This is a genomic window from Vibrio sp. 10N.247.311.13 (assembly GCF_041467595.1).
Lineage (GTDB): Bacteria > Pseudomonadota > Gammaproteobacteria > Enterobacterales > Vibrionaceae > Vibrio > Vibrio crassostreae_C.
Map to the genome: position 1 here is coordinate 19,944 of NZ_JBFSUX010000024.1, position 26,397 is coordinate 46,340.

The following is a 26,397-nucleotide window of genomic DNA, read 5'->3' on the forward strand; positions in this document are numbered from 1 at the left end:
CTAAAGAATTAAATCTAAAAAGCCCCGCCGCTGCACGTTCCTAGAGAACAGCAACAACGGGGCTTGGGAGTGGGCTTAGATTAAGCCGCTAAGATTGTTTTAAGATCTTGCTCTGGCGTTGAGATAGAACGCATATCGAACTCGTCTTGAATAATCTTTAGTAGGTTTTCAGTTAGGAATGCAGGCGCTGTTGGGCCTGTGTAGATACCTTTCACACCCAGTGCGAACAGAGTAAGCAGGATAACGATCGCTTTTTGCTCGAACCAAGAAAGAACAAGTGTTAGTGGTAGTTCGTTGATGCCACAATCAAACTCTTGAGACAGCGCAAGAGCAAGCTGAATCGCTGAGTATGCATCGTTACATTGGCCAACATCGAGCAGACGTGGAATACCGTTAATGTCGCCGAATTGGTTTTTGTTGAAACGGAATTTACCACATGCCAATGTCAGGATTACTGAATCTTCTGGCGCTTGAGCTGTGAAATCTGTGTAGTAGCTACGTTCAGATTTGTCGCCGTCACAACCACCCACTAGGAAGAAGTGTTTGATGTTGCCTTCTTTCACTTGTTCAACAACCGCAGGCGCTGCTTCCATCAAGGCGTTACGACCAAAACCGACAGTGATCATTTGCTCGATCTCGTCATGCTTAAAGCCTTCTTGCGCAAGAGCACAATCGATCACTGCACTGAAATCGTCACCTTCAAGGTGAGCAACACCCGGCCAGCCTACGATGCTACGCGTAAATAGGCGGTCAGCGTACGAGCCCACATCTGGGTTAAGCAGACAGTTAGATGTCATTACGATCGCACCTGGGAAGTTCGCAAATTCTTTTTGCTGGTTCTGCCAAGCGCTGCCGTAGTTACCCGCAAGGTGTGGGTACTTGTTTAGTTCAGGGTAGCCGTGTGCAGGTAGCATCTCACCGTTGGTGTAAACGTTAATGCCCTTGCCTTCCGTTTGTTGAAGGATCTTTTCTAGATCATGCAGGTCGTGACCAGAAACAAGGATACAGTGACCTCGCTTCGTCTTCACATTCACGGTTGTTGGTTGAGGGTGACCGAAGGTATCTGTCTCGCCTTTATCCAACATTTCCATGACCTTGTAGTTCATTAAGCCGATCTGCATAGACGTATCTAACAGTTGTTTTAGGTCTGATGGATCTGTACCTAGGAACGCCATGATTTCATGGTATTCAGCGAAAATAGCATTATCAGTTTGACCAAGAACACGTGCGTGCTCCATGTAAGCTGCTGCACCTTTTAGACCGTATAGGCAAAGAAGGCGAAGACCAATCACATCTTCGTGTTGAGAGTCGTGACCACGGTTTACCGCCGCTTGAGGGGCAAGCGCCAATAGCTCTGAAGAGTCCGTTGGAAGGTCGAATTGAGCAGCAGCAGAAAGCGCTGGGATCTCAAAACCAATCAATGTCGCTGCCGCGCGAACCTGTTGTTCTAAGCGCTGCTTAAATTCATGAGATTGCTGTGCAAATTCAATGATACGAGCAGGGTCGAAGTTAACGTTGGTTAATGTTGCGAAAAACGCTTTTGGCGCCCACTCGTCGATTTCAGTATCAATAACATCACACGCACGGCCCAAATTGGCCCAAAAAGAAACACCTTGAAGAGAATGCACCAACACGTCTTGAAGGTCGGATACTTCAGACGTTTTTCCACACATGCCTTGTGCGAAAGAACAGCCTTTTACGGTTGGGGTTTGAATTGTTTGTTCACATTGAATACAAAACATATAAGGGCTCCAGTAATTTTTATTAACTGTAAGTACTTTGCTTACAGTGACTTATTCCAAACCCTATAGAGCATTAAGCGTGCCAACCTTTAAGTTATTGATTTTATTTAACTTAGTTTTATTCCATATTTTTAGTGCGTGATTATGACTACATATAAACTCCCTAACAGCACACATCCGTGTCATAGTGACTCTCTGAGATTTATTAACGACGTTCATGTTTCGTTCAGAATAGAAGCGATAAAGTAACAACATAGAAAAAGAGGAATGAATATGAAAAATATATTAGTTACGATTGTTGCATTGTTTACTGGCCTTTTGGCGTTATTCACAAGCTTGATCCTTGCTATTCCTTTAGCTATTGCAGCTTTAATTACTGGCAAGCGCATTCAGAATCAAATGAAGAAACAAGGTTTCGCAGCACATATGAACACTCGTCAGTCATCAACCAATGATGCCGGTGTTATTGAAGGTGAATACGAAGATCTTTCAAGCAAAAAGTAACCTAAACTTTAGTTTCAGACATAGTGAAAGCACAACAGAGACAAAATTACATAATGCAAAGAAAGCCCCTCCTAGCACTGCTGGCCTTAACGACTTTAAGTCTCGTTGGTTGTTCCAACGAGACACCGATACCCGCTTACGAAACATCTCCAGACTTGCCTAGCTATCAGCAAGACAGCTTTGATGCCTACGTCAATGACACACAAGATTGGTTATTGAAAAACCGCGTGTTCATGACGGAAGACAAGCAACTCGAGATCCAACTCAATTCACCAACCGAGTATCAACCAACCTCGCCAAACGGCAAGGCGGTATTATTGGTTCATGGATTAGGCGACTCACCTTACTCATTTAAAGACATCGCTACCCATTTGGCAGAGCAAGGTTACTTAGTGAGAACCGTATTACTTCCGGGTCACGGCAGTCGCGTGGGTGATTTAATGCAGCCGAGCCTAGAAGATTGGCAAGGTGTGGTGGCTCATCATACGAAGTTACTTGAGCAAGAGTATGATTCTGTTTGGCTAGGCGGCTATTCAACCGGCGCGAACCTCGTGACTTCACAGGCGATGAACGATCCAAAGATCTCTGGGTTACTGCTGTTCTCACCTGCGTTTCAACCGAGCTCGTCTGCCGTTCAATACGCGGGACTAGCAAGCTACTTTGTCACTTGGGCGGATCAAGATCCTGAAGACAATGTGTTGCGTTACAACTCGTTGCCAATGAATGGTGCATCGGTTTACTACGAGACATCAGAAGTCGTACGTGGTGACTTACAAGATAAACACTTCGATAAACCAGTTTTTATTATGATGAGTGAAGGCGACAGCGTGATTGACACCAACTACGTTCAGCAAGCCTTTATTGAATCTATGCCGAATCCAAACAATGTGTTGGTTTGGCAAGGAGAGACGACTCTCGAGGATCCTCGCGCTGTTCAGTACAGCATGAAGATCCCAGAGCAACGCATCTCGAACGGCTCTCACATGGGCTTACTGTTCTCACCAAACAACCCTTATTACGGAATCAATGGTAGCGAGAAGATTTGCTCCAATGGTCAGGCAGAAGGGTTTGAAGAACAATGCAATGCAACCAGTGAGGTTTGGTACTCAGCTTGGGGCTATCGTGAAGAAGGGAAGAACCATGCGCGTTTGACCTACAACCCCTACTTCTCAGACTCGATGGCGAAGCTAGATGCCGTACTGAACTCTGAAGGCTAATAAGCTCAAGTCTTCCAAAAGCTAATCCAGAGAAATCAAAAAGGCTCACTAGATAACGTCTAGTGAGCCTTTTTTAATGAGTGTCGTTTCTGGTGAACGTCTAGGGTCTGTTGACCTTTAGAGCTGATTTTTGCAGCACTTTGTGGGAAATTTCTACAAGGCAGAGGCTTTGAAGTGTAGCTAGCCTACATGAGAAGCCGATAACGCAGTAGAAATGAACCACAAAGGCTGCCCGAAGGGTTCGGCTAGAATCGTTTTATGCTTTGTTAAGAAGTATTAACTTAGAATGACTAGGCTACATACTCCTTGCCGCGCCTAAAACGATTCTATCTCGAACAAAATTTAACCACTAAAAGTTAACAGACCCTAGTTACTTATTCTTATCGTTTACTGCTATATCGTCCACACCACGCGAACAGCAAGCAGGATCAGCACCACGCCAGATAGTCGATCAATCAACTGAGCTTTCGAGCGAATACGTTCAACAATCAACGGGCTAGACAGTACCAAGGTGATAAAGGTGTACCAAAGGCCGTCGACAATCAGCGGCGTTGAGACAATAATCACTTGATTGGTCAGTTCATTACCTAGCGCTACAAATTGGCTAAACAGAGCGATGAAGAACAGTGCGATCTTTGGGCTCAAGATAGAGATCAAGAAAGCCTCACGAGCAGACTGCATGTAACTCATCTTTTCACCCGCTTCTAATTTCGCGGCAACACCACCTTTCGAACGTAACGCATTAACGCCAAGATAAAGCAGATAAGCAGCCCCCGCTAAGCTAATACCTTTAAATAACATTGGGGATTGCTCAAGCACAACGGCTAAACCAACAATGGTTGCGAACGCATAAATACCGATACCAGCAGCGTGTGACCAAGCTGCGATAAGCCCGTTCATACGGCCACCAGCCAAACTGTGTTTAGCGATCATCGCCAAGCTTGGGCCCGGAGACATTGCACCCAACAAGCAAATCGCTAATAAAGAAAACCAAATTGTTACTGTCATCATTCCATTCCTAATAAAATAAAGCGTTCCAGCTGAACGCTCTACGCTTAATACTCAATACTTGGCACTTACCATAATTCGCATGAGGTATTATTTGAAATCAAAGATTATCATCACACCTATGATTTCAAGTCATACTGATATTGTAACTCGACTTTTGCATGGCTTGGAATGCTTTTTCTCGCGCCCATTTGTGGGCAGAGTCGTTGTCATATTTAGGATGCCACATTAACCAATAGGTATGCATTTCCGTATCAAATGGCAACGAAAAGTAGGTAGTATCGAGGTGTCGACCTAGGTTATAGGCAATATGTTCTGGCACGATCATCAGATAGTCGTCTTGCAATAACACAGTACCAGCAGATGAAAAGAACGGAACCTGTAAAGCCACTCTTCGCTTCAGCCCTTGCTTCTTCAATGCTATGTCCGCGTAACTGTCTTTATCTCCACCACCCGTCACTTTGATGTGAGAGTAGTGAACAATATCTTCTGCACTCAAAACCGCTTGTTGAGCCAGCGGGTGCGACTTTCGCATCAAACACACCGACTTATCTTCACCAAGTTTGATACTTGAGACATGTTCTGGCTTTGTGGGAAACATACTAGAAGCCAAATGAATCCCAGACTCGTTCAGTGCTTCAAGGTAGTTTGGCTGCCACAATCGATAAGCCAAATTAATGTTCGGCGCTTCAGCAGACACCTCTGCCACAATCACAGGAAGAATATACTGAGCGACATAATCACTCGAAGACAACACCAATTCACCCTGCCAGTCTTGCGGCTCGAAGGGTTTATCATCTAACAGGTGGTCAAACTCGCCAAGCAGGTCGTCGAGTTTACCTTTGAGTAGCAATGCACGGTTGGTCGGCACCAGTTTGTTGCCGTCACGGACCAGCAAAGGGTCGCCACACAAATCACGTAACTGGCTGAGCTGACGGCTCACCGCGGATTGTGTGATATGCAAACGTTGGGCGGCACGGCTCACATGACACTCTTCAAGAAGTACATGCAGTGAACGCAGTAGGTTTAAGTTGATATTGCCTAACATGAATGCACCGTCGTATTCTGTTTGTTGAAAAACTCGGTCAAAACCGTATGAGTCATTAAGTGGCGAAGATCCGGGTAACTTTGCAGCTGATCGCGAACTCGGTTCAAGCTCTCCATGCTTTCCACTTCCACGTACAACATCATATCTGTCTCACCGCTAATAGAGTGGCACCATTGCACCTCATCAATACTCTGGATTTGTTTCGCGTAAGACTCACAACTATGGTCACTACTCGACATGTCGAACTTCAACAAGATATAAGCGCACACATTCTTCGTTTGGTTGGGTTCTGCCACTTGAGCGCAGTAGCCCGTAATCACTTTGTCGCTTTCCAGTTTCTTGATTCTGGCGTTCACCGCTGAGCGCGAGAGGCTGACATCTCGGGCGATATCGCTCACTGAGCATCGTGCATTGGTTTTGAGAATATCCAAAATCTGGCGATCAAATTTATCCATGCTTCTGATTCTTTTCATTTATTGTTCTATTTATAACGCCTAATTTGACACAACTTTCCTACTTATAACAGCCATTCTGACAGCCGACACTTTCACACTGAATCGGATTAATACCGTTAAAATGACGGTGTCTTACGACGTTTCGCTAGCTGTATTATTGATGTCAACAATGTATGCTTTCAATCATAACTTCTCACACACCAGAAGAAAGTTACTGGAAGACCGTGACCAGAATCAAATAGCTAGGAGAGCGAATGACACAACTCAAACAAGAAATCACGCTTATTTCAGGAATCGGACAACTCTCGACGACCTTGCTAGGCACTGGATTATTTATGATCCCTGCGATCGCAGCAGGCATTGCAGGACAGTTGTCTCTTCTCGCTTGGTTAATCCTGTTTATCGCTATTTGCCCGATTGCACTGACCTTCGCATCATTAGGAAAACGCTACCCGAATGCAGGTGGTACTGCCTATTTTGTGCGCCAGGCGTTTAGCGAGCGATTAGAAACAAGCGTGGCGTGGTTGTTTGTGAGTGTTATTCCTGTCGGTATTCCAGCGGCCATTGCACTGGCTGGTGGTTTTGCTCAACAATTGTTACCCGCACCTCTCGATACACCACTTGGTGCTCAATCCTTTACCGTCGCCCTGCTTATTGCCGTCAATTTGATGGGCAGTAAATCTTCTGGCCGACTGCAAACCGTGATCGCATTGTCGATTTTTGCCTTAGTCAGCGCTTTTGTTTGGAAAGCCGACATCACGGCAACCGATGTTGCTCTTCCTGCCATCTCATCCAATTCAATGTGGTCTATCGGCGCTGCTTTAGCTGTCATGTTTTGGTGCTTTGTCGGAATAGAAGCTTTTGCTCACATGGGAGAGGAATTCAAAAATCCACAACGTGACTTCCCAATCGCCATCATTGCAGGCTGTTTTGTTGCGGGGCTAGTGTACTGGGCTTGTTCAGTAGTGATTCTTAAGCTGGGTGCTTTCGGTTCATCTGAATTCGATGCCGCATCCATCCCTTGGGTAACAGAACAACTGTTTGGTAATGGCTTCAAAACCGTCATCAGCGTGCTGGGGTTCTTTGCTTGCTTTGCCAGCCTAAACCTTTACACACAAAGCCTGTCTCGGATGATCTGGGCTCAGGCCCGCCAACACAGCCCTGCAAGTCGAATGGCTCAACTGAACAGCCGCGGCGTACCGCTCTACCCAACGTTAGCAATTGGCTTTGTCGTGCTTATTTCGTGTGTGATTGGTGAGCTGTCTAATTTAGACCTTGAGTTCTTTCTCAAGCTCGCCAACGGTATTTTTGTTCTGGTTTATCTGCTCGCAATGTTAGCCGCTTGCCGATTACTAACAGGCGCATCTAGATACACTGCCATGCTTTCATTGGTCATCTGTACCTTGGTGTTTATCTGTTTAAGTTGGTCGATGCTCTATGCTGTGATTGTTTTTGTGACATTGTCACTCCCTTGGCGGAAGTGGCTAGGTAAAGGTAAACCCACCGTCTCTATCGACAAGTTGTAACTCGATTCGTGATGAATCAGAAAATGGTAAACAAGCCCTACCAATATTACTGATAAAAAAGCCGAGCGATCTGTTTGATCTTCGGCTTTATGTCAGCCAATCGGATATTTCCAAACCCCAACACCACCCCACTCCAATCACGAGCATCACTTGATCCATATTCATAAAAATCAAACGGACGAATGATGATATTTTCAAGCTCAGCTCTATGACTCCATTCAGTCTCAGATATACCTTGATACCACTTCACGGTCACATGTAGCCCTGCTGCCTGACTGATCACTTCAAGATCACCGTTAAACTCGCTTTCAATCGCTTCTATCATCGCTTCATACTTGAGTTTGTATGACCGACGCATCTTTCTAATATGACGCAGCAAGTCGCCTTCTCGAACAAAATCCGCCAAAGCTTCCTGTGTGTGGGACGCCGTGTCTCCAGTGAGCGCGTCTTTGATCTCAAGACACTTCGCCACCAGACTTTCTGGCACCACTAAGTAACCTAAGCGGAGTCCGTTGAACATGACTTTACTCAGCGAACCAATATAAATGATTCGTTCATCAAACCCGAGTTTACCCGCTAAGCCTTGCATACTGGTGTAAGGGCGATGAGCAAACTGGAACTCACTGTCATAGTCATCTTCAATGATCCATGACTGATGTTGATTGGCCCAGTCGATCAGTTTAAGGCGTTGCTCAGTATTTAAAGTCGTGCCCATTGGGTATTGGTTACTCGGTGTGACATACAGAGCCTTAGCATTACTGGCCAACACTTTTTCAATATCTAGCCCCACCTTTTCACGCACACTTACACGATCCAGCTCTAATCTCAACAGATCGATAATTTTATGCACTTGTCGATAACCGGGCTCTTCCACGAGGATTTTTTCGCCCATCGCTAACGTCGCCATTAATCCGATTGAGATGGCTTGCTGCGCACCTGCGGTGATGATGATTCTGTCGGCACTGCAATGAACGGAACGACTGCTTGCAAGATACCCACTCAACGCTTCCCTCAAGGCTGAGCTTCCCTGAACCTCTTGATTGCCCGCAATGTTCTGACGTGTAGAGTGACGTTGCAGCAACCTCTGCCATTTCGCAAAAGGGAACGCATCTAAGTCAGGAACTCCTGGGGCAAAGCTGCGGTTAATGTCGTTAGGTGTCGCTATGTTTGTACTCGGTTTACTGACTGTTTGTTTGACCTTCGGATCCTGAACACTGTTTGGCTTAGACAAACTTAGAAAGTGTTCTGGTTGTTCAACCGAGACATAAAACCCTGAGCCTTGCTTACTCTCGATATAGCCTTCAGTAACCAGTTGTTCGTACGCATAAATCACCGTATTTCGACTCACCGATAACTCGACAGCCAACTTACGTGTTGAAGGTAACTTACTGCCCTTGCTCCATAAATCTTGAATGATCTTCTCTCTTATCGCGTGGAACAAGGCGGTTTGACGCGTGCCGTGTTGTTCGTCTAACTGTAGATCACCGACATCGATAGGCTGCATAACTGGATCCAAATAGTGTTTAAAAGTGGCTCTATTTAATAGACCAGTTAATCGCTACATTAATCAAAAGGCAATGATTAAGGAGCGATTATGTTATCTAACACGAAAAGAACCACGATTAAAAAAGGGGCTCACAAAGCCGTATTTGAACAAGAGAAACTGCACCAAATTATTGATGAGAGCTTAATCGCACACATTGCATTGCAGGGCGAACAAGGACCAATGGTCATCCCGATGCTCGCGTGGCGAGTGGGTGATATAGTCTACATTCATGGAGCTAAAAACAGTCGCCTACTAAAAGGACTAAAAAAGGGAGAACCAACCTGTTTAACGTTCACCTTGTTCGATGGTTGGGTGCTGGCTCGTTCGGCATTTCATCATAGTGCGCATTATCGTTCTGCTGTGGTATTGGGGTCATTTTCAGTCATCGATGACAATCAAGAAAAGGATCGCTTGTTGAATATCTTTATTGAGCAAATCGCACCGGGCAGAACCGATGAAGTGAGGCTCAGTAATGAAAAAGAACTCACTGCGACCGAGTTGTTGGCGATACCTTTAACAGAAGCTTCCGTGAAGATTGGTAAACATGGAGTGAATGATGATAAAGCCGATATGGACATTCCAGTTTGGGCTGGCGTATTACCCTATAGAACTGTTGTTGGGCCGTTAGAAACCGTTCCAGAACAAGAAGGCATCATTGAAACACCAGATTACCAACAAGCTTATGGTGAACGCTGGTATCAGAATTAACACTCGAAGATGGTGAACTTGATAAAATTGCATACAATCTGAATTAAAAAAATTTAACATGACTCAATAATGTAATCAGACGATGAAAACGAACAAGGATATTCTGCCGTTTCAAGGCTTGCTCAATGGCATTGGGCAAGTCTATTTCACACCGTCTATCATGACGTCGACTTTGCTGTTGCTTGCCATTTCTATTGAGTCACTGGCGCTGGCTTTTCTTACCTTACTTGGCGCCAGTTGCAGCTATGCATTAGCTTTCTATGGCTATATGTACACCAACACCAACACCAACACCAACACCAACACCAACAAGTCAGTTGACGACATTGATAGTGGAATGTACGCGCTAAATGGCGCTTTGATTGGTTTATTTATCGGTAACTTTTTTGGTGTGACACCATTATTGGCTTTAGTGACTGCGTTAGGTGCATTACTCACGGTGCCGATTGCCCACATCGTATTCAGTTTTGAGAAATATCGCGGTTACACTAGCGCCTTTATCCTCACCACTTGGCTGATTTATATTATCCAATCAACCTTTGAGCTGTCAGCGTTTTCTGCACCTGATTCCGCACTGATGCCACTCATCAGTATTGAGGCTAACTCGTGGTTCAACCTGCCGACAGTGGTGATCCCGTTGTTAAAAGGGATAAGCCAAGTCAGCTTCATCGAAAATGCGTTGTCGGGGCTCGTTATCTTAGTCGCCATCGCACTCAACAATATCAAGCAGGCCATTTGGGTTATGCTCGCAGTAATAATTAGCACCGTATTTAGCGGGTTGATTGGCGCTTCTAACGAACTGGTAGCCCAAGGTCTTTACGGGTACAACGCCATTCTTGCCACTTTAGCACTTGTGCCCTATCCGCGAATCCGTTGGCCGTTAATCCTATTAGGCATGCTGTTAAGCTGTCTCATCACACTTGGTTTTCATGAACTGTCACTGTTACCACTCACCGCCCCTTTCATTTTGAGTACTTGGGGGATGGTTTACTTGTCCAGCCTGATCCATAAACGAACCATAAGTTAGCTCTGAATAGTTACAGGCCAGTTTTTAGGCGCTCAACATATTGCTTGGGTGTCAAACCTCGATGTTTCTTAAACATCCGATTAAAGCTCGCGACATTGGTATAGCCGAGCCTCGTCGCGACTTTATCTATTGGCACTGAATACATCAACAACTCCACCGCCACATTACTTAACGCATAGCCCATAATGGTAGAAAAGTTGATGCCTAAGTTATGCAATCGACGTTGAAATTGCTGTTCAGATAACCCAAGCAAACTCGACACTTTATGCAGTGTTGGCAGGCCGAAATGGCGACTGTAATTGATCATCTCATAGGTCACCTTATGCTCATCCGCGGCATCAGGCATGTTGAGGTAATTATCTAAGTCATGAAAGTTCATTGCCAAGCTCATCTTGCCGCTAGAAGGGGCTTGATTGCTCGATAACCTCGACTGGCTTGGTATCCAGATTTCAGTTCGTGGCTGGCCCCACTGAATATTGCACCCAAAATACTCTTGATAGAGTTGAGTGTTCTCGCGATAACCTGCGATAGAGACGGCTGCGGGAGTAAAGTCGTCTCCCAAGTAACGCCTTAATATCTTCATCATAAAGATGGCAACTCGAATTGAGTCATGAACTTTACCCACCTCAGTATAAGCAGGATTGTCGTAGCACCATTTGATGAAATTACCGACTTGAGCGCCATATAGAAAAGCCCCGGACTGCAAACAGTGCAACCCGATGTTAACTCGGCGTATAGACGACGCCAGATCGTGCCCCGAGAAAAACCAGTTAGAGAGAGGACCTAGCCTTTCAATATCCACTCTATCAGCCAGCTTCAAGATAATATCGGAATCACCGGTTTGTTGTTCAAGTAAGCCATACCATTTGTCCACTTCACTTACGGGGATAAGGTTCATCGGGTTATTAAACACCGATTTAGGAATACCTAATTGCTCAGTATTCACCGCCTTATTAGTCGTTGCGTATTGGTAAATACCCAAAATACCCAATGCTCTTAAGAAGTTACAATTGTTCATTAGCCACCATACTTAGAAGTCACTATTACAGATCAAATCATAATGACATCATTATTAAAGTAATTGGTAAATTATCAACTTCTAAATCTGATATCAATAACACTCGGTGCTCAATTTAACCTAGGGTATATCAATGAGTTTAGTTAGTGTCCCATTTGTCGGAACCGGCGCAGATACCGCACTACACGTAGTTGCAGGCGTAGTGTTAGTCGCAACCATCGCTGCTGCATGTTACGGCTTCTGGCGTGTGCATGAATTACCAATCAACAAGGCTCACAGTAAAGAGCATCAACAACTCGGTTTGATCACCGCATTAACATGGATTGGTTTTGTATGGCACTGGGTATGGGTACTAGCAGTAATTTTGGCCTTCGTTGATATGGAAAAAGCCATCATCAATCTAAGAGACACATGGAAGTCACCGACCACAACCAAGGAGCAAACAACTTCCGACAAGCAAGATGAGGAGAGCCAAACATGTTAGAAGGCTTGGCAATTTGGGCACTGTTCATTTACTTACTCAGACTTGTTGGTATGCCTTGGAACAAAGGCACCAAGGCGTTTGCGTACCTAGGGGGTACATCTTGGTTGCTGTTTGTATGGGTTGGCCTACTCAATTTTACTCCGATGGATCTATCGGGAGGCTCAGTGGTTCAGTCTCCACATATTCAGCTGCGTCCCGATTCAACTAATGTGTCGGGAAAAACTTCTAAAGTCCACATCCACCCGAACCAGGATGTGACTGAAGGACAACTAATTTACGAAATTGATGACACCAAATATGTCATCGCAAGAGACAAAGCCAGCGTTCAACTTGAGTCTGCAGAGGTCGCTTTAGACACAGCTCGTCAAGAAGTGAGCATTGCAAAAGTCAGCTATCAATCGGCGCTTGAAGACATCAAAGCTTCAGTCGCACAAATAGATTCGGCTAAAACAGACTTAGTACTGCAGTCAAAGACGCTTGATCGTTACCAGAAGCAAAACAAAGTGGTAGAACATACGATCACTGAAACTGACATCGACCAACAAACAGCAAAGGTAGACTTAGCGACGTATAACGTTACGACATTGGAATCTCAGCTTAGCAAGAAAGAAGTCGATGCCGAGAATGCGAAGTTGAACATCCACAAAGCTGAAACCAATGTGAGCAAGAAGCAAACTGAGGTCGATTCAGCAAAGGCAACACTGGCACAAGCACAATGGGACTTGAACAGCACCAAAGTCACGGCACCGACTGACGGCTTTGTAACGAACTTTATTCTTCGTGAAGGTCAGCGTGTTTCAATGATGCCTCGTATCCAGATGTATACCGAAGAGAAGTACGTGCTGATGCGAGTTAACCACCAAGCGATTCGTAATATTAAGGTCGGTCAACCTGCGGAATTTGCGACAGCGGTATACCCAGGAAAAGTGTTCTCTGCAACCGTAGAAGGCATTGTAGAGGCCACTGGTGAAGCGCAAGCAAGTTTGCTGGGTATCGATGAGCAGGTTCGTGTTACCACAGGCAAAAACCTTCAGAACAAGCACCACTTTGTTCGTTTAAAAATTGATGAGGCAGAGGGTTACGATATTCCTGTTGGCTCTGTCGGATTAGCGTGGGTAAGCGGTGAGAAGCCTATCAGCTTTATGGCGTTCCTAGACGTAATACGCGGGATCATCATTAGAATGAAGTCTCAACTGTACTTCTTCTACTCCATCTAATACTTCCTATTGGTGAAACAATACCCAAGCCCGTGCGCTCTTAGATCGCACGGGCTTTTTGTTTATTTCACCATTCGTCGCCAGAAAGAACACAAACCCGAAAAACGAATAAACACTCTAAAGTTGCAAATCGCAATTGCATTTTGCAACTAGGCATTGCAAAAACGCAAATTAAACGCTCAAATACGCACCAGATTGCTATAAAACTGCCGTTTTACGTGGTTTTAAAAGTTGGCACACTAACTGCAATGTATATATTGACCCTTCTTAAGCCGAGGGTCACCTAGCCAACTGACGTTGTTAGTGAACCTATTCTTGTTCACAAAATATATAGGCCAATTGCGATTATTGCGATTGGCTATTTTTTTGCCTGCAGTTTGGCCAACCGCCCTCTTTTTCGATACAGACACCCATTCAGACGTATAATAATAAGCATTCATAGCCAACCAAGAACAGCAGATAACCAACGCATTATAGAAAACGTTTTCTATTTGTTTTTTTAAATAAAGACAGAAAATAACCCTATGTTTTACAAAATAATTACTGCAATAACTGGTTTTTATGGGCAATTATTGACAAAATTAGCATTGACCATGTGATTTATATCACCATAATGCGCAAGTTTTCCTGCAATACGGCGACCGTTAATTTTAATTTTGATCATTTGCGGAGGTAAAAAATGGCTGCTGATAATAACTACAGTCTAGGGCCGGTTCCTACATCGGCTAGGAAAGGAGTCGCTTCACTCACCATGGTAATGCTTGGACTCACTTTCTTCTCTGCAAGTATGTGGACAGGTGGTTCACTCGGGACAGGTCTTTCATTCAACGATTTCTTCCTCGCCGTTCTCATCGGTAACCTAATCCTCGGTATTTACACTTCTTTTCTTGGCTACATCGGCTCATCTACTGGCCTCTCTACCCACCTCCTTGCTCGTTTCTCTTTCGGTACTAAAGGCTCATGGCTTCCTTCTGCTTTACTTGGTGGTACACAAGTCGGTTGGTTTGGTGTGGGTGTTGCGATGTTTGCTATTCCAGTACAAAAAGCAACGGGCATTGATACCAACACCTTGATTATCGTATCTGGCTTATTGATGACGGGTACAGTGTACTTCGGCATTCAAGCGCTAATGGTGCTTTCAGCGATTGCAGTGCCTGCGATTGCGATTCTGGGTGGTTACTCAGTACTGACTGCGGTAGACAGTGTTGGTGGACTAGAGCAATTGCAACTTATTAAACCAGAGACGCCAATGGACTTTTCAATGGCTCTTGCAATGGTTGTAGGTTCGTTCGTAAGTGCGGGTACGTTAACGGCCGATTTCGTTCGCTTTGGTAAAAAGCCAGCAAGCGCAGTATTAATTACTATGGTTGCGTTCTTCATCGGTAACTCGCTGATGTTTATCTTCGGCGCAGCAGGAGCAGCAGCAACCGGTCAGGCTGATATTTCAGATGTGATGATCGCGCAAGGTCTGCTGCTTCCAGCCATCATCGTGCTTGGCTTGAATATCTGGACAACCAATGAAAATGCACTTTATGCATCCGGTTTGGGTTTATCTAACATCACTGGTCGCTCAAGTACTACAATGTCAATCATTAACGGCATTATCGGTACGATTTTCGCACTTTGGTTATACAACAACTTCGTTGGTTGGTTAACCTTCCTTTCGCTGGCGATTCCACCAATTGGTGGCGTAATCATCGCCGACTTCTTCGCGAACCGTAAACGTTACAAAGATTTTGCAAATGCAGAGTTCCAAACCGTTAACTGGGCTGGCATTATCGCGGTAGCAACAGGCGTAGCCGCTGGTCACTTCCTACCTGGCGTTGTTCCTTTGAACACAGTGTTAGGTGGTGCAATCAGTTACCTCGTGCTTAATCCTCTATTGAACAAAAAAGCTCTGAAATCTCAGGCCGCTTAAGGACACACTATGACAACCTTATTAATCAAGAACGCGAAACTTCAAGACCAAGAAGGCTTGAAACAGATTCTGATTGAAAATGGTCAATTTTCTCGCATTCTCGATAATGGCGCGCAAATCAATCATCAAGGCGACATCCTTGATGCTGAAGGTGGCATTGCAGTTACTCCTTTCTGTGAACCGCACATCCACCTAGATACTACTCAAACTGCTGGTGAGCCTAACTGGAACATCTCTGGCACTTTGTTTGAAGGTATTGAGCGTTGGGCTGAGCGCAAAGAACTGCTATCAATCGAAGACGTAAAGTCTCGTGCCAAGCAAACACTGAAATGGCAGATAGCTAACGGTGTTCAACACGTTCGTACACACGTTGATGTGTCTGACCCAACACTCGTTGCGTTAAGAGCGATGGTTGAAGTTCGTGAAGAGATGAAAGAGTGGGTCGACATCCAGATCGTTGCATTCCCTCAAGAAGGTATTCTTTCATACCCTAACGGCAAAGAGTTGCTTGAAGAAGCAGTGAAGATCGGCGCTGACGTTATCGGTGCTATCCCTCACTTCGAATTCACTCGTGAATACGGGGTTGAATCTTTGCATTATGTGTTCGAGCTTGCACGCAAGTACGACTGTCTGATCGACGTTCACTGTGATGAAATCGACGACGAACAGTCTCGCTTTGTGGAAACATTAGCAGCCCTTGCTCATAAGTTTGAAATGGGCGAGAAAGTAACTGCTAGCCACACCACTGCAATGGGTTCGTACAACAGTGCTTACACATCTCGCCTGTTCCGTCTATTGAAGATGTCTGGTATCAACTTCGTGGCAAACCCGTTAGTGAACATTCACTTACAGGGCCGTTTCGACGATTACCCGAAACGCCGCGGTGTAACGCGCGTTAAAGAGATGCTAGCAGCAAACATCAACGTTTGTTTTGGCCACGATGATGTGTTTGACCCATGGTACCCACTGGGCACAGCGAACATGCTTCAAGTTCTGCACATGGGACTGCATGTGACACAGGTTATGGGCTACGATCAAATCAACAACTCACTTGATTTGATCAGCAAGAACTCTGCTCGCACATTGAACATACAAGACAACTTCGGCATCGAAGAAGGTAAGCCAGGTAGCTTACTGATTCTTCCTGCTGACAATGGCTTTGATGCAGTGCGCCGCCAAGTACCAGTGCAGTACTCAATACGACACGGTAAGGTGATTGCAGAGACTCAACCAGCGAAAACAAAAATAAATTTAGATCAAACTGAAGATATCAACTTTAAGCGTTAATATCGTCTATACTAATGATCAAAAGGAAGCTGAGATGCTTCCTTTTGTTGTGTTGGACGAAGCGACAAAACTATCACTAAATCAGTGTAAATCTTGTACATTCGCACGGTATGACAAAAAAAGCACAAATTTCTTAAGCAATGCGTGTACATCTCAAAAGACTGTGTTAACATGCTCTCGCTCTGTTAGCCGGAGTTATTTAAGTTAGATGAATAGTAAAAAATTGACATGTAAAATCGTTACCCGTTTTTGTAAGTAGTTTTTCCTTATTTCTTAGCAATATTAAATAATTCAATTATCAGCGCATTGCATTAAATGCAATCAACAACTTAGAAAATTTATGAATAAGGGACAAATTATGTCTAACACAAATACTGGCACTGTAAAATGGTTTAACGAAGAGAAAGGTTTCGGTTTCATTTCTCAAGACAACGGCGGCGCTGACGTATTCGTACACTTCCGTGCAATCGTTTCTGAAGGCTTCAAAACTCTGAAAGAAGGCCAAAAGGTTTCTTTCGAAGTTGAAAACGGTCAAAAAGGCCTACAAGCAGCAAACGTTGTTGCTCAATAATTAGCTCTTATAGCTAAAAAGAATTTTAAAGCGCTGATTTTTATCGGCGCTTTTTTATGCCTGCTTATAAACATTTCCCCTCTCGATACAGGCTTTCCCCCGTAAACTCTGAACAAATGCAAATCACCAGCCAAGCGTCCTCAACCTAGACTTTCTCAGTTAAAGCTCAACGATCAATTTACGTCACTTTTTGTATGCACTTCCCTAAACAACACTTAATTCTCAGCAATCTTTTGATACTAACTCACGCTACGCCGAAAGTTTGATAAGCCCAAATATGGTTAAAGAACAATCCATTAGATTACACTTATGAATACGCAATCGATATTCATAATAAAAATGAGTTATTTATCCAACCCTCATCCACTAATCATATAATTTTTAAAGCAAAGACCTTCGAAATCCGCTAACCTTGTTCGCAAGTGGCTTAGTTGTTTTGGTATCTGCAGTAAAAATAATGAACAAAGACGAATTTCAGAAATCCACCGCAAATCTAAAAAAAGCGGTGCCTCTTATGATGAAGAACAGGGTGTCAACGACACCTGCAAATTACGCACTTTGGTACACCTATGTCGATAACGCTATTCCCCAGCTGACTCAAGACATGGATGGTGTTTTAGAACACTACGGTATTTGTCCTCCTGCCGTTGGTGAGCAGCTATACAACAATTATGTTGCCAGCAAATCCGAAACCAATATCAATGACCTTCGCGCTAATTTGGAACTGTTAGTTTCTGAAGTTTCCAATTCAATGAATGACACCCTGACCGACACCTCCGCTTTTTCTGACATGATCGATAAAAGCTTCGAGGACTTGGCTCGTGTTGATAATGAAAGCCTATCTATTGATGAAGTCATGTCCTTAGTTCGACAGCTGGTGTCTGAATCCCGTCATATTCGTCACTCTACTCAGTTTTTAAACTCTCAGCTAAACTCTGCAACCTCAGAGATCACCAAGCTAAAAACCCAGTTAGTAGAAGTTCAGAAAGATGCGCTTTTCGATAGTACAACCACACTCTATAACCGTCGCTCTTTCGACCGTGACATAGAAACCCTGTGTGAAGCACAACAATCTTTGTGTCTGATTCTTCTCGATATCGACCACTTTAAAAATTTCAACGACACCTATGGCCACTTGTTTGGCGATATGGTGCTTAAAGCGATCGCTCGCAAGCTGAAGTTAAGTTGCCGTGAAGGTATTTCTGCCTATCGATTTGGTGGTGAAGAGTTCGCGCTGATTGTGCCTAACAAGTCTTTGCGTATTGCTCGTCAACTCGCTGATACCAATCGTCGCTCTCTAGAAAAGCTGTCGATTAAAGATCGCCGCAGTGGTCAACAAGTCGGCAGTATCACTGCATCGTTTGGTGTCGCTGAACTTGAACCCGGCGAATCAGCTCAATCGCTGATTGAACGTGCTGATAAGCTACTTTATGAAGCGAAATCACTTGGCCGTAACCGAGTCATGCCTTTGTAAAACACACCAACAATGCTCTTATCGACATATTAGTCGGCTCGTATTGAGACTAGAAAGCCCCAAAGACATTATCTTCGGGGCTTTTTCTTTAGTTGTATAAATTACTTTAGCTAACTAGGATTCACCGTTAGATCTGGAAGCAATAATTCAAGCAGTAGTCTTCACCACTCTTTGCTCTGAACTCTTTATCTTCACTGCATGCCTTTGGTTTACCCTTTGCGTCACCTTGAATCAAACTGATCCAGTGGCGCATCGCTGCAATGGTCTCTTCACGCATTGTGGTTGTTGCTTCCATTGGTGATTGGCCAAACGTGGTGCATGATTCCAACTGAATATCATCAATTTCTACTAGCTCAATACAACCTGTCCCTTTGTGGCAACCAAACATCACCTCTAGGTGGCTGCCACTGCCATCTCGAAACAAGATAGAGTCTGGGTCGTTCTTCTCACCCATGTACGCTACAAACTGCTTAGGGTGCTTCAGACCGCTGTGCTGACCGTCTTTAAAGTAAGCCATAATATGGCGGTAATCGACTACGTAGCTGGTTACGTCTTGATGTGAGCCATTCTCTAGTGGGAATAGTCGATCAAGCAGCTGCTTTGCTTTCACTTGCTTTTCAGTTTGCTGATTAGCATTGATTGTCTCCACGGCAAAGACAGCTTCAGCGATAAATGGCTTTGATTGTTTTTGGATTTCTGTTTTATCGAATGTAAGCATATTCATAGTCTTTCCCTCTTGACCAGTCCGGTGATAACCACCGATTTCTACAGCAAAAATGTGTCCTAGAGCAATTATTCCAAACTAACGTTTAATTTATTTGTCATTTTGTGAATTGCTTAGTTTGTAGATTAGCGCTTTTTTACATACAATTTCACAACAAAAATTTTACAATGTGAATTTTACAAATATGGCCTTGTCAAAAAGTTTAGTTCGTCAGTCACATTTCCTAGGTACGAAAATACGTAACCTAAGAAAACGTAACCATTTAACGATGGAAGACCTGTCTGCGCGTTGTATTAGAATCGACCCAGAATGTGCTCCTTCCGTTTCTTACCTTTCAATGATTGAACGTGGAAAGCGGGTTCCGAGCATCGATATGCTGGAAGTGATTGCACAGGTCTTTCAGAAGAATCCGACGTGGTTCCTCGACGACGAATCTGAACAACAAGCCATTGCTCCTGATAAGGGGAATCGTGGTGGGATAAGTGGCATGGCGCTCGAGCCGAGCTTCCTATTCTCAAACGACATCCTGCAAATTGCGATTCCTGAGATGCTGTCACAAACGGGCATTTCAGGCCGCCAGTTTGCGCACCTCTTGATTCGAGCACACCAAGAGAGCAACCAGAACCACTTCCCTGACCTTGAGCGCGCTGCGGAAGAGGTAGGCTTAAAACGTCTTAACCTCAGCGTAGAAGACCTGATAGACATCGCTAGAAGCCTAGGAATCAACATCCGCTGGGTGACGCGCACGCCGCAAGACGTCGTCGATGAGCTCGGAATTAACGCTAAGCAGTTAGTGACCTCCTTCTTTGAGCCTCCCGGTACTATCTTCTTAAACGAGATTCTTAAAGAGTATCCAACTCGTCTGAAATACGACCTTTCGGTTTATATCGGTCATTGCATTCTGCACAGCAAAGAAGGCCTAAAGAGTGTGTTGTCGGTCGGTAACAACAACACGTGGGACGACAACCAGGTATCAGGCTCTTCACAGCTCAACTCCCAAGATATTCTTCAAGCATGGCGAGACTTTGAATCCAGCTTCTTTGCTGGCGCACTTCTGTGCCCGAAAGTCCCGTTTAGGCAGCTACTTGACCGCACTGGTTACGAAATCGACGTTCACAAAAGAGCAGGGGTTTCCCCCTCTGTTGCGATGCGTCGAATGACTGTAGTATCGCCCTACCCTCACTGGCACTACTTTGATGCTTATGGGCCGGGGAAACTCAAGGCGGTATATCGCGGGAACGGGATTCCGCTACCTTGGGGAAATATGAGAACGGTCGCTGACCCATGTCAACATTGGGCTGTGTTCCGTCGATTATCAGAACCTCGAGCGGGAAGCTCGGCTCAAATCTCCATTTTGAACGTGGGTGATGAGCCAAGAATCTACTGCTGTGAATCCATCAATATGACGGATCCTGCGGGTAACAATCGTGTGTTGTGTGCTGGTATAGATCTCAACCCTGCAATTGATGCTCAAGGCGGTAATTCAAGAGACATAGCAGAGCAGCTTAAAGCGTCATGCGTTAACAATGGTGGCTCTGTGGCAATTCCGCGTAACATCAAAAAAGATCTCACGACAATAGCCAAGATTCTAAATATAAATTGGATTGAACGTGGGATTGAGACAGAGGCGAGGCTTATCTGCTCCAGAGGTGGAGAATGCCCACGCCAACCAAGCTGTTACTCTAAGTGTGGTGAGTAAAAAAGTAATAACAAAAAATAGAACCTAAATTTCAGGCAAAAAAAAACCAATCACAATAAGGGTGATTGGTCATATATTTTGTGTGAACAAAAAAGGTTCACTAACAACGTCAGTTGGCTAGGTGACCCTCGGCTTAAGAAGGGTCACCATTACTAATGCAGCATGCGTGCCAACTTTTAAAACACGTATTTACTACGCATCTGGACACGTATTGGCCGGATATCCTTGTTTGTTTTGCAAACTGGAATTGCAAATTGCAAAATCCAACAAAAACGCTAGTGATTATGTTATTATTAATGAATAATTAAAGATTCATTACCCTTCCCAAAAATGTCATATTTCCCTTAGATTCAATCACTTTAAACAGCAATAACCCCCCCCCCTAGCTTACTCAAGCTATACGGTTACTCAACATAAACAACACCCTAAACAACGCCCATAAAAAAACGCGAACATTGAGATTCAATATTCGCGCTTATTCGATTTCTATGACAGAAAGAACTTAACCCACGAGACGCCTTTTTATAAAGCGACTCATGTTCGTTGCTCTTTCAATATCTCAGAAAAGATTACTTCTGAGGAGCTGGCTTAGAACGGCTTCGAGACGGTTTGTTTGTAGAAGGTTTGTTGCTTGTCGGCTTATTTGACGACTTGCTTGGGCCGTAGCTACCGCCGTAACCAGACTTCTTAGGTTTGCCTGCAGGTTTACCCGCGTTGTTTGGCTTACCAGTACCGTTAGATTTACCCGCACCGCTTGGTTTGCTCAGAGTGTTCTGAGCACCTGCGTTATTTGCAGCAGGTTTATTGCCCGCACTACCGCGTTTAAAGTTGCTGCCGTTGTTTCTTATTGATTTATCTTCAGTTGTCGCAGCTGAGTTGTTTTCAGCAGGTTTCTTACCAGATGTCGGCTTACGCTTTGGAGCCGAACCATTACCAGCTACATGACGCTTGTTCTTACCTGCTGGCTTGTGCCCGCGAGCGTTATCACCAGAGCGTTGACCATCAGCATGTTCACGTGGCTGTTTTGCTTTCTTCGGTTTCTTAGGCTTGATTGGACGTGAATCCAACCGAGACTCAGGTAACTTATTTACTGGAGAGAAACCTTCCAGTTCACGACGCTCTAGCACTTGTTGAATCAGGCGTTCAATACCGAACAGCTCACCCACTTCATCAGCACAAACCAATGAAATCGCTTTACCTACTTCACCTGCACGGCCAGTACGACCGATACGGTGTACATAGTCTTCTGATACATGAGGAAGATCGAAGTTAACTACTTGAGGCAGTTGCGGGATATCGATACCACGAGCGGCGATATCAGTTGCAACAAGTACTCGTACCTTACCTGTTTTGAAGTTCTCTAAGGCTTTAGTACGTGCACCTTGGCTCTTGTTACCATGGATAGGTGCAGCAGTGATGTCTTGCTCTTCAAGGAAGCGAGCAAGCTTGTTCGCACCGTGTTTCGTCTTGCTGAACACCAACACTTGTTGCCAATCGTTATCTTTGATTAGCTTCGCTAGCATTGCGCTCTTTTTCTTTTTGTCTACGGGGTAGATGCTTTGCTCAACCGTTTTTGCCGTCGAGTTTGCAGGGCTTACTGAAATCTCAACAGGATTGTTCACTAAGCCTTTCGCTAAACTGCGGATATCATCAGAGAACGTCGCTGAGAACAGTAGGTTCTGACGCTTCTTAGGCAAGAAAGCTAAGATCTTACGAATATCGCGGATGAAACCCATGTCTAGCATGCGGTCCGCTTCATCTAGCACTAGGATTTCTAGTTGGTCAAAACGCACTGCATTTTGGTTGTATAGGTCAAGTAGACGACCAGGTGTTGCCACCAACACGTCACTACCTTTACGCAGTTTTTGCATCTGAGGGTTAATCTTCACACCACCAAACACTACCGTCGAAGTCAGCGGTAAGTTAATACCGTACTTCACTACGCTGCCATTCACTTGCGCAGCAAGCTCACGAGTTGGCGTTAGCACGAGCGCACGAACTTGGTTCTGACGTACGCGAGTACCTTTCGATAACATTTCAAGAATAGGTAGCGTGAAGCCTGCAGTTTTACCTGTACCTGTTTGAGCAGCGGCCATAACATCTTTGCCCGTTAGGACAGCTGGCACGGCTTTCTCTTGTATTGGTGATGGCTTATCGTAACCTTGTGCTTCAATAGCTTTAAGGATCGGTTCAGAAAGGCCAAGGGAGGTAAAACTCATAGATTATTTTCTCAGTTGAATAACATTTAGTATGAGCAACACGTTAAAAAGTGCGTTGCTTCAGCTTTTGCTCATCAAATACATTGATACGGAGCAAAGCGCGGTATTCTGAGGCTTTTCCCCCCATTCAGCAACTAAATTCTAATCGCAGCTAAAATTCAACCTAGATAACTTGTCGCTTCTGTTCGTACATTTTTTCATCAGCGGCTTTCAAGAGCGCATCGACATCATTGTAGTTACTATTGTGAATAACCCAACCCACACTGATTCTGAGATAAATAGAGTGCGCTTCGTACACAACTGGCGCCGAGCATATCGCCTTTCGTAGTTTAGTCACGATTGAAGATACGTGTTGATCATCGATGATGCGCGGCAACAAGACCAAGAACTCATCACCGCCTATCCTTGCAACGATATCTGAAACACGCAGCTCACTTCTTATGCGGTTAGCACACTCAATCAATACCTGATCGCCTGCCGCGTGACCATAAGTGTCGTTGATTGCTTTAAACCCATCGAGGTCGATATTTACAACGGCAAAGGTTCTCGCTCTCTGTTTTTGAGTGGGTTTGAAGGCCTGTTTGAGGCTATACATGAAGTATCGACGATTCGGTAACATCGTTAGCTCATCATGCATAGAGCGGCTATCTGCAATCCGGTACAGACGATAAATAGTAAAGAAGGCAAACGCCAACACTAATATAATGGAGTAGCCTACCAGCCTTACCGCTTGGATTCGATACCAAGGCTCATCCATCAATACATGTTCGTTACCGGAGAGAGCAAGGTACCACCCCCCGTATGGGAAACTCACCTGTTCAGTGGCGAACGCATTATCGAACACATCCTGAGTGCCATAAAAGACAGCGCCATCTTTCCCTGAACTGTTTGCACCACGAATTGCTAATTCATACTTGTTCTCTATCTTGCCGATTCCAACATCTTCAAACAGCTCATCTAAACCGATAACAGCACTGGAGACACCCCAGTAATCTTGATTGAAAGGCGGGTCTCGGAAGATCGGAGTGCGTGCAATGAGGGCTTGTCCACCTTGAAACAGCTCAAAAGGACCGGCAATAAAGGTGTTGCCAAGATTACGGGCTATCTCAACAGACTCCCATTGATTTGGGTGATCACGATAATTAATACCGAGAATCTGCTCATTACCTTCCATCGGGTAAACAAAGTTTAGAATGTCGTCTTTGGCGAGTCCGATAAGTCGAATATGGAAGCCATCTTGAATGATATTCTCAGCAATCTTATCCCAATTTTTCACCTCACCATCGGGGTTGATGGTCACTAAGGTCGAGAAATTATTGAGGATATACATATCTGACACGATCGCGGCTTCAATCCGAGAACGAATAATGGATAGTTGCTTTTTTGCCTCTGAATACGATTCGTTTTTAAGAAAAGTTAATTGCTTGGCATGAAAGAACTCAATTGCGCTTACTATCGCAAGGAAAAAAAGAAAAGATACTACTCTGGCAGACCACTGCTTGCTAGAACCACTTGGCATTTACGAACCTCTAACACTATTGTTCTATATACTGCCTTATAACGGCTCATTTCTGGCTTATTGCCCCAGTATGCCGCTAAGTCATTAAAAATCCATACTGACGTCGACTATCTATCAAATATTGAGTGATCCATCACTTCAAACTTCTTTACTAAACGAATGGTTTAATCAAAAAGGGTTAGTGAACCTTATAAAGCTTACATTGTATTGACTCAACGCTTACATTGAAGGATTCATCAATGTTATTTTACATAGACTAATAATCAGCTTGGTACCTCACGACATGAAGTTAAAAACTATCACACTGTGTACATTGCTATCAGCCTCGGTTGCCGTTCACGCACAAGAAAACGTTCAAGCGCCAACCGCAGTGAACGTTCAATCCCAAGCAGATTCGCTCAATTCTCAAGAACAATCTTTCAAGCAATCTGCAGACCTAATTCGCACCACCTACGAAAGCCAGCTTTACACCCTGCCTGCATTCAAAGAAGGTCACTACGGGCTGCGCATGTATCGTCAAACATTAGACGATAAGTATTCAGCGGCGGTGTGGAGCGACATGGCTCGAGTGGCAAGCAAGCTCAGCACCCTGTCGAATGACGTTCAAACCATGGAACAAATCGTACTCTACTCAGAGAAGCGAGTTGCATCTTATATTGGTGATAACGATGAGCGCAGTATTCGACGCTACAACATCACCAAGCACATGCCTGAATACCTTTACCTTGGTGTTGACCTTCTAGGCTCTATGGCTCGTGCTAACGAATACGGTTTAGAACACAAGAACGATGCCAAGCTACGCGAAATCATTCGTCGCTATGACTTCTCACGATACGTGACCAATGAAGACATGGTGAAAGCGTGGGCCGCTCAATTAGCGAATCAGGTTTACTGGTTGCGCCAACTGGGTGAGCAGGATGTCGTTGATGAGTTTGTCGATACCTTCAAAAAAGCGTATCCAGACGATAAAGACAAAAAACTCTCAAGCCAGCAATTCGGCAATAAGATCTATGGTATGACACACGTCATCTTCGGCGACTCAGAATATTACCAACATCAAGTAAGCGAACAAGACCATCAATGGATCTACGATTACTTTAGAGAAAACATCGATACGATTCTGCTGCGTGCGAAAGAAGATGTGATTGCTGAGGTTGGATTAACCTTCTTATTGGCAGGTTTAGAAGATGACCCAGTTCTAGAGAAAACTCGACTCGCGATTCAAGCTTCAATCGATGAGAAACAAGGCATGATCCCTTCAATTACTGGCGATTTTGACCTTGAGTACGGTGAACACCGCAACGTATTAGCAATCATGCTACTCGATTGGCAGCAAGTGAATGAAGCGCCGACTTATGAAGGCAACCCTAAGGTGTTTACTAACATCCCTTACGGACTCATTAAAAACCAACCACCGAAGAACTAGCAACATACCTAGCCTAGGTTCATCATAGAACCCAAAAAGCCTCATACCTTTCAAGGCTGC

Annotated in this window: 22 protein-coding genes; 13 read left to right on the forward strand and 9 right to left on the reverse strand. The window is 44.6% G+C overall.

The features are described 5' to 3' along the window. Positions 1-80: 80 nt before the first annotated feature. Entirely contained in the window at positions 81-1,742 is a 1,662-nt protein-coding gene (gene hcp, locus AB6E52_RS12100) for a hydroxylamine reductase (protein WP_017068651.1), read from the reverse strand. A gap of 273 nt (positions 1,743-2,015) precedes the next feature. Here hcp and AB6E52_RS12105 point away from each other — a divergent pair, with 273 nt between their 5' ends. Beyond that, a complete protein-coding gene (locus AB6E52_RS12105; protein ID WP_017061777.1) occupies positions 2,016-2,246 on the forward strand; it encodes a hypothetical protein in 231 nt (76 codons plus the stop codon). 53 nt (positions 2,247-2,299) lie between these two features. Next, the gene (locus AB6E52_RS12110; protein ID WP_017064855.1) at positions 2,300-3,463 is read left to right on the forward strand and encodes a carboxylesterase; all 1,164 of its coding nucleotides are present in this window, start codon (positions 2,300-2,302) and stop codon (positions 3,461-3,463) included. 393 nt (positions 3,464-3,856) lie between these two features. Here the strand turns inward: AB6E52_RS12110 and AB6E52_RS12115 are convergent, their stop codons facing one another. From AB6E52_RS12115 to AB6E52_RS12125, 3 genes are all read right to left on the reverse strand, one after another. Next, entirely contained in the window at positions 3,857-4,471 is a 615-nt protein-coding gene (locus tag AB6E52_RS12115; protein ID WP_017061779.1) for a LysE family translocator, read from the reverse strand. A 127-nt stretch (positions 4,472-4,598) separates the two neighbouring features. Continuing rightward, positions 4,599-5,519, reverse strand: a complete 921-nt coding sequence (locus tag AB6E52_RS12120) for a LysR family transcriptional regulator (RefSeq protein ID WP_017061780.1) — start codon at positions 5,517-5,519, stop codon at positions 4,599-4,601. Beyond that, positions 5,513-5,974: an Lrp/AsnC family transcriptional regulator gene (locus AB6E52_RS12125; protein ID WP_017064856.1), complete on the reverse strand. Its 462-nt coding sequence runs from the start codon at positions 5,972-5,974 to the stop codon at positions 5,513-5,515. Before AB6E52_RS12125 ends, AB6E52_RS12120 begins: the two co-directional genes overlap by 7 nt. 254 nt (positions 5,975-6,228) lie before the next feature. Between AB6E52_RS12125 and yjeH the strand changes: the two genes are divergently transcribed. After that, entirely contained in the window at positions 6,229-7,500 is a 1,272-nt protein-coding gene (gene yjeH, locus AB6E52_RS12130; RefSeq protein ID WP_017064857.1) for an L-methionine/branched-chain amino acid transporter, read from the forward strand. 46 nt (positions 7,501-7,546) lie between these two features. Here the strand turns inward: yjeH and AB6E52_RS12135 are convergent, their stop codons facing one another. Continuing rightward, the gene (locus AB6E52_RS12135) at positions 7,547-9,004 is read right to left on the reverse strand and encodes a PLP-dependent aminotransferase family protein (protein ID WP_102320589.1); all 1,458 of its coding nucleotides are present in this window, start codon (positions 9,002-9,004) and stop codon (positions 7,547-7,549) included. 90 nt (positions 9,005-9,094) lie between these two features. On the opposite strand from AB6E52_RS12135, the gene AB6E52_RS12140 reads away from it, so the two are divergent. After that, a complete protein-coding gene (locus tag AB6E52_RS12140; RefSeq protein ID WP_017061784.1) occupies positions 9,095-9,754 on the forward strand; it encodes a pyridoxamine 5'-phosphate oxidase family protein in 660 nt (219 codons plus the stop codon). 82 nt (positions 9,755-9,836) lie between these two features. Then, positions 9,837-10,781 carry an urea transporter gene (locus tag AB6E52_RS12145; protein WP_102320590.1) on the forward strand — a complete coding sequence of 315 codons (945 nt, stop codon included), beginning with the start codon at positions 9,837-9,839 and terminating at the stop codon, positions 10,779-10,781. A 10-nt stretch (positions 10,782-10,791) separates the two neighbouring features. On the opposite strand, the gene AB6E52_RS12150 is transcribed toward AB6E52_RS12145, so the two are convergent. Beyond that, the gene (locus AB6E52_RS12150; RefSeq protein WP_017061786.1) at positions 10,792-11,799 is read right to left on the reverse strand and encodes an AraC family transcriptional regulator; all 1,008 of its coding nucleotides are present in this window, start codon (positions 11,797-11,799) and stop codon (positions 10,792-10,794) included. Between the two features lie 133 nt (positions 11,800-11,932). Between AB6E52_RS12150 and AB6E52_RS12155 the strand changes: the two genes are divergently transcribed. The 6 genes from AB6E52_RS12155 to AB6E52_RS12180 all read left to right on the forward strand — a co-directional run bounded on the left by AB6E52_RS12155 (position 11,933) and on the right by AB6E52_RS12180 (position 18,750). After that, positions 11,933-12,283, forward strand: a complete 351-nt coding sequence (locus AB6E52_RS12155) for an MFS transporter (RefSeq protein WP_017066493.1) — start codon at positions 11,933-11,935, stop codon at positions 12,281-12,283. Next, on the forward strand, positions 12,277-13,500 hold the full coding sequence (locus tag AB6E52_RS12160) for an HlyD family secretion protein (RefSeq protein ID WP_048608932.1): 1,224 nt from the start codon (positions 12,277-12,279) through the stop codon (positions 13,498-13,500). The genes AB6E52_RS12155 and AB6E52_RS12160 overlap by 7 nt, the downstream gene beginning before the upstream one ends. A gap of 679 nt (positions 13,501-14,179) precedes the next feature. Beyond that, positions 14,180-15,418, forward strand: coding sequence for a cytosine permease (gene codB, locus AB6E52_RS12165; RefSeq protein WP_102320591.1), 1,239 nt, complete (start codon positions 14,180-14,182; stop codon positions 15,416-15,418). Positions 15,419-15,427: 9 nt separating this feature from the next. Then, a complete protein-coding gene (locus AB6E52_RS12170; protein WP_017066495.1) occupies positions 15,428-16,705 on the forward strand; it encodes a cytosine deaminase in 1,278 nt (425 codons plus the stop codon). 358 nt (positions 16,706-17,063) lie between these two features. Continuing rightward, the gene (locus AB6E52_RS12175; protein WP_004740083.1) at positions 17,064-17,276 is read left to right on the forward strand and encodes a cold-shock protein; all 213 of its coding nucleotides are present in this window, start codon (positions 17,064-17,066) and stop codon (positions 17,274-17,276) included. Positions 17,277-17,733: 457 nt separating this feature from the next. Further along, a complete protein-coding gene (locus tag AB6E52_RS12180) occupies positions 17,734-18,750 on the forward strand; it encodes a GGDEF domain-containing protein (protein WP_017060611.1) in 1,017 nt (338 codons plus the stop codon). A gap of 127 nt (positions 18,751-18,877) precedes the next feature. Here the strand turns inward: AB6E52_RS12180 and AB6E52_RS12185 are convergent, their stop codons facing one another. Continuing rightward, positions 18,878-19,474: a malate synthase gene (locus tag AB6E52_RS12185; RefSeq protein ID WP_017060610.1), complete on the reverse strand. Its 597-nt coding sequence runs from the start codon at positions 19,472-19,474 to the stop codon at positions 18,878-18,880. Positions 19,475-19,643: 169 nt separating this feature from the next. Between AB6E52_RS12185 and AB6E52_RS12190 the strand changes: the two genes are divergently transcribed. Continuing rightward, the gene (locus tag AB6E52_RS12190; protein WP_081090203.1) at positions 19,644-21,173 is read left to right on the forward strand and encodes a DUF3612 domain-containing protein; all 1,530 of its coding nucleotides are present in this window, start codon (positions 19,644-19,646) and stop codon (positions 21,171-21,173) included. Between the two features lie 569 nt (positions 21,174-21,742). On the opposite strand, the gene AB6E52_RS12195 is transcribed toward AB6E52_RS12190, so the two are convergent. Continuing rightward, a complete protein-coding gene (locus AB6E52_RS12195) occupies positions 21,743-23,392 on the reverse strand; it encodes a DEAD/DEAH box helicase (RefSeq protein WP_102320592.1) in 1,650 nt (549 codons plus the stop codon). A gap of 163 nt (positions 23,393-23,555) precedes the next feature. Next, a complete protein-coding gene (locus AB6E52_RS12200; RefSeq protein WP_102320593.1) occupies positions 23,556-24,911 on the reverse strand; it encodes a diguanylate cyclase in 1,356 nt (451 codons plus the stop codon). Positions 24,912-25,194: 283 nt separating this feature from the next. Here AB6E52_RS12200 and AB6E52_RS12205 point away from each other — a divergent pair, with 283 nt between their 5' ends. Beyond that, entirely contained in the window at positions 25,195-26,337 is a 1,143-nt protein-coding gene (locus tag AB6E52_RS12205) for a DUF3541 domain-containing protein (RefSeq protein WP_017060606.1), read from the forward strand. The last annotated feature ends 60 nt before the right edge of the window (positions 26,338-26,397 follow it).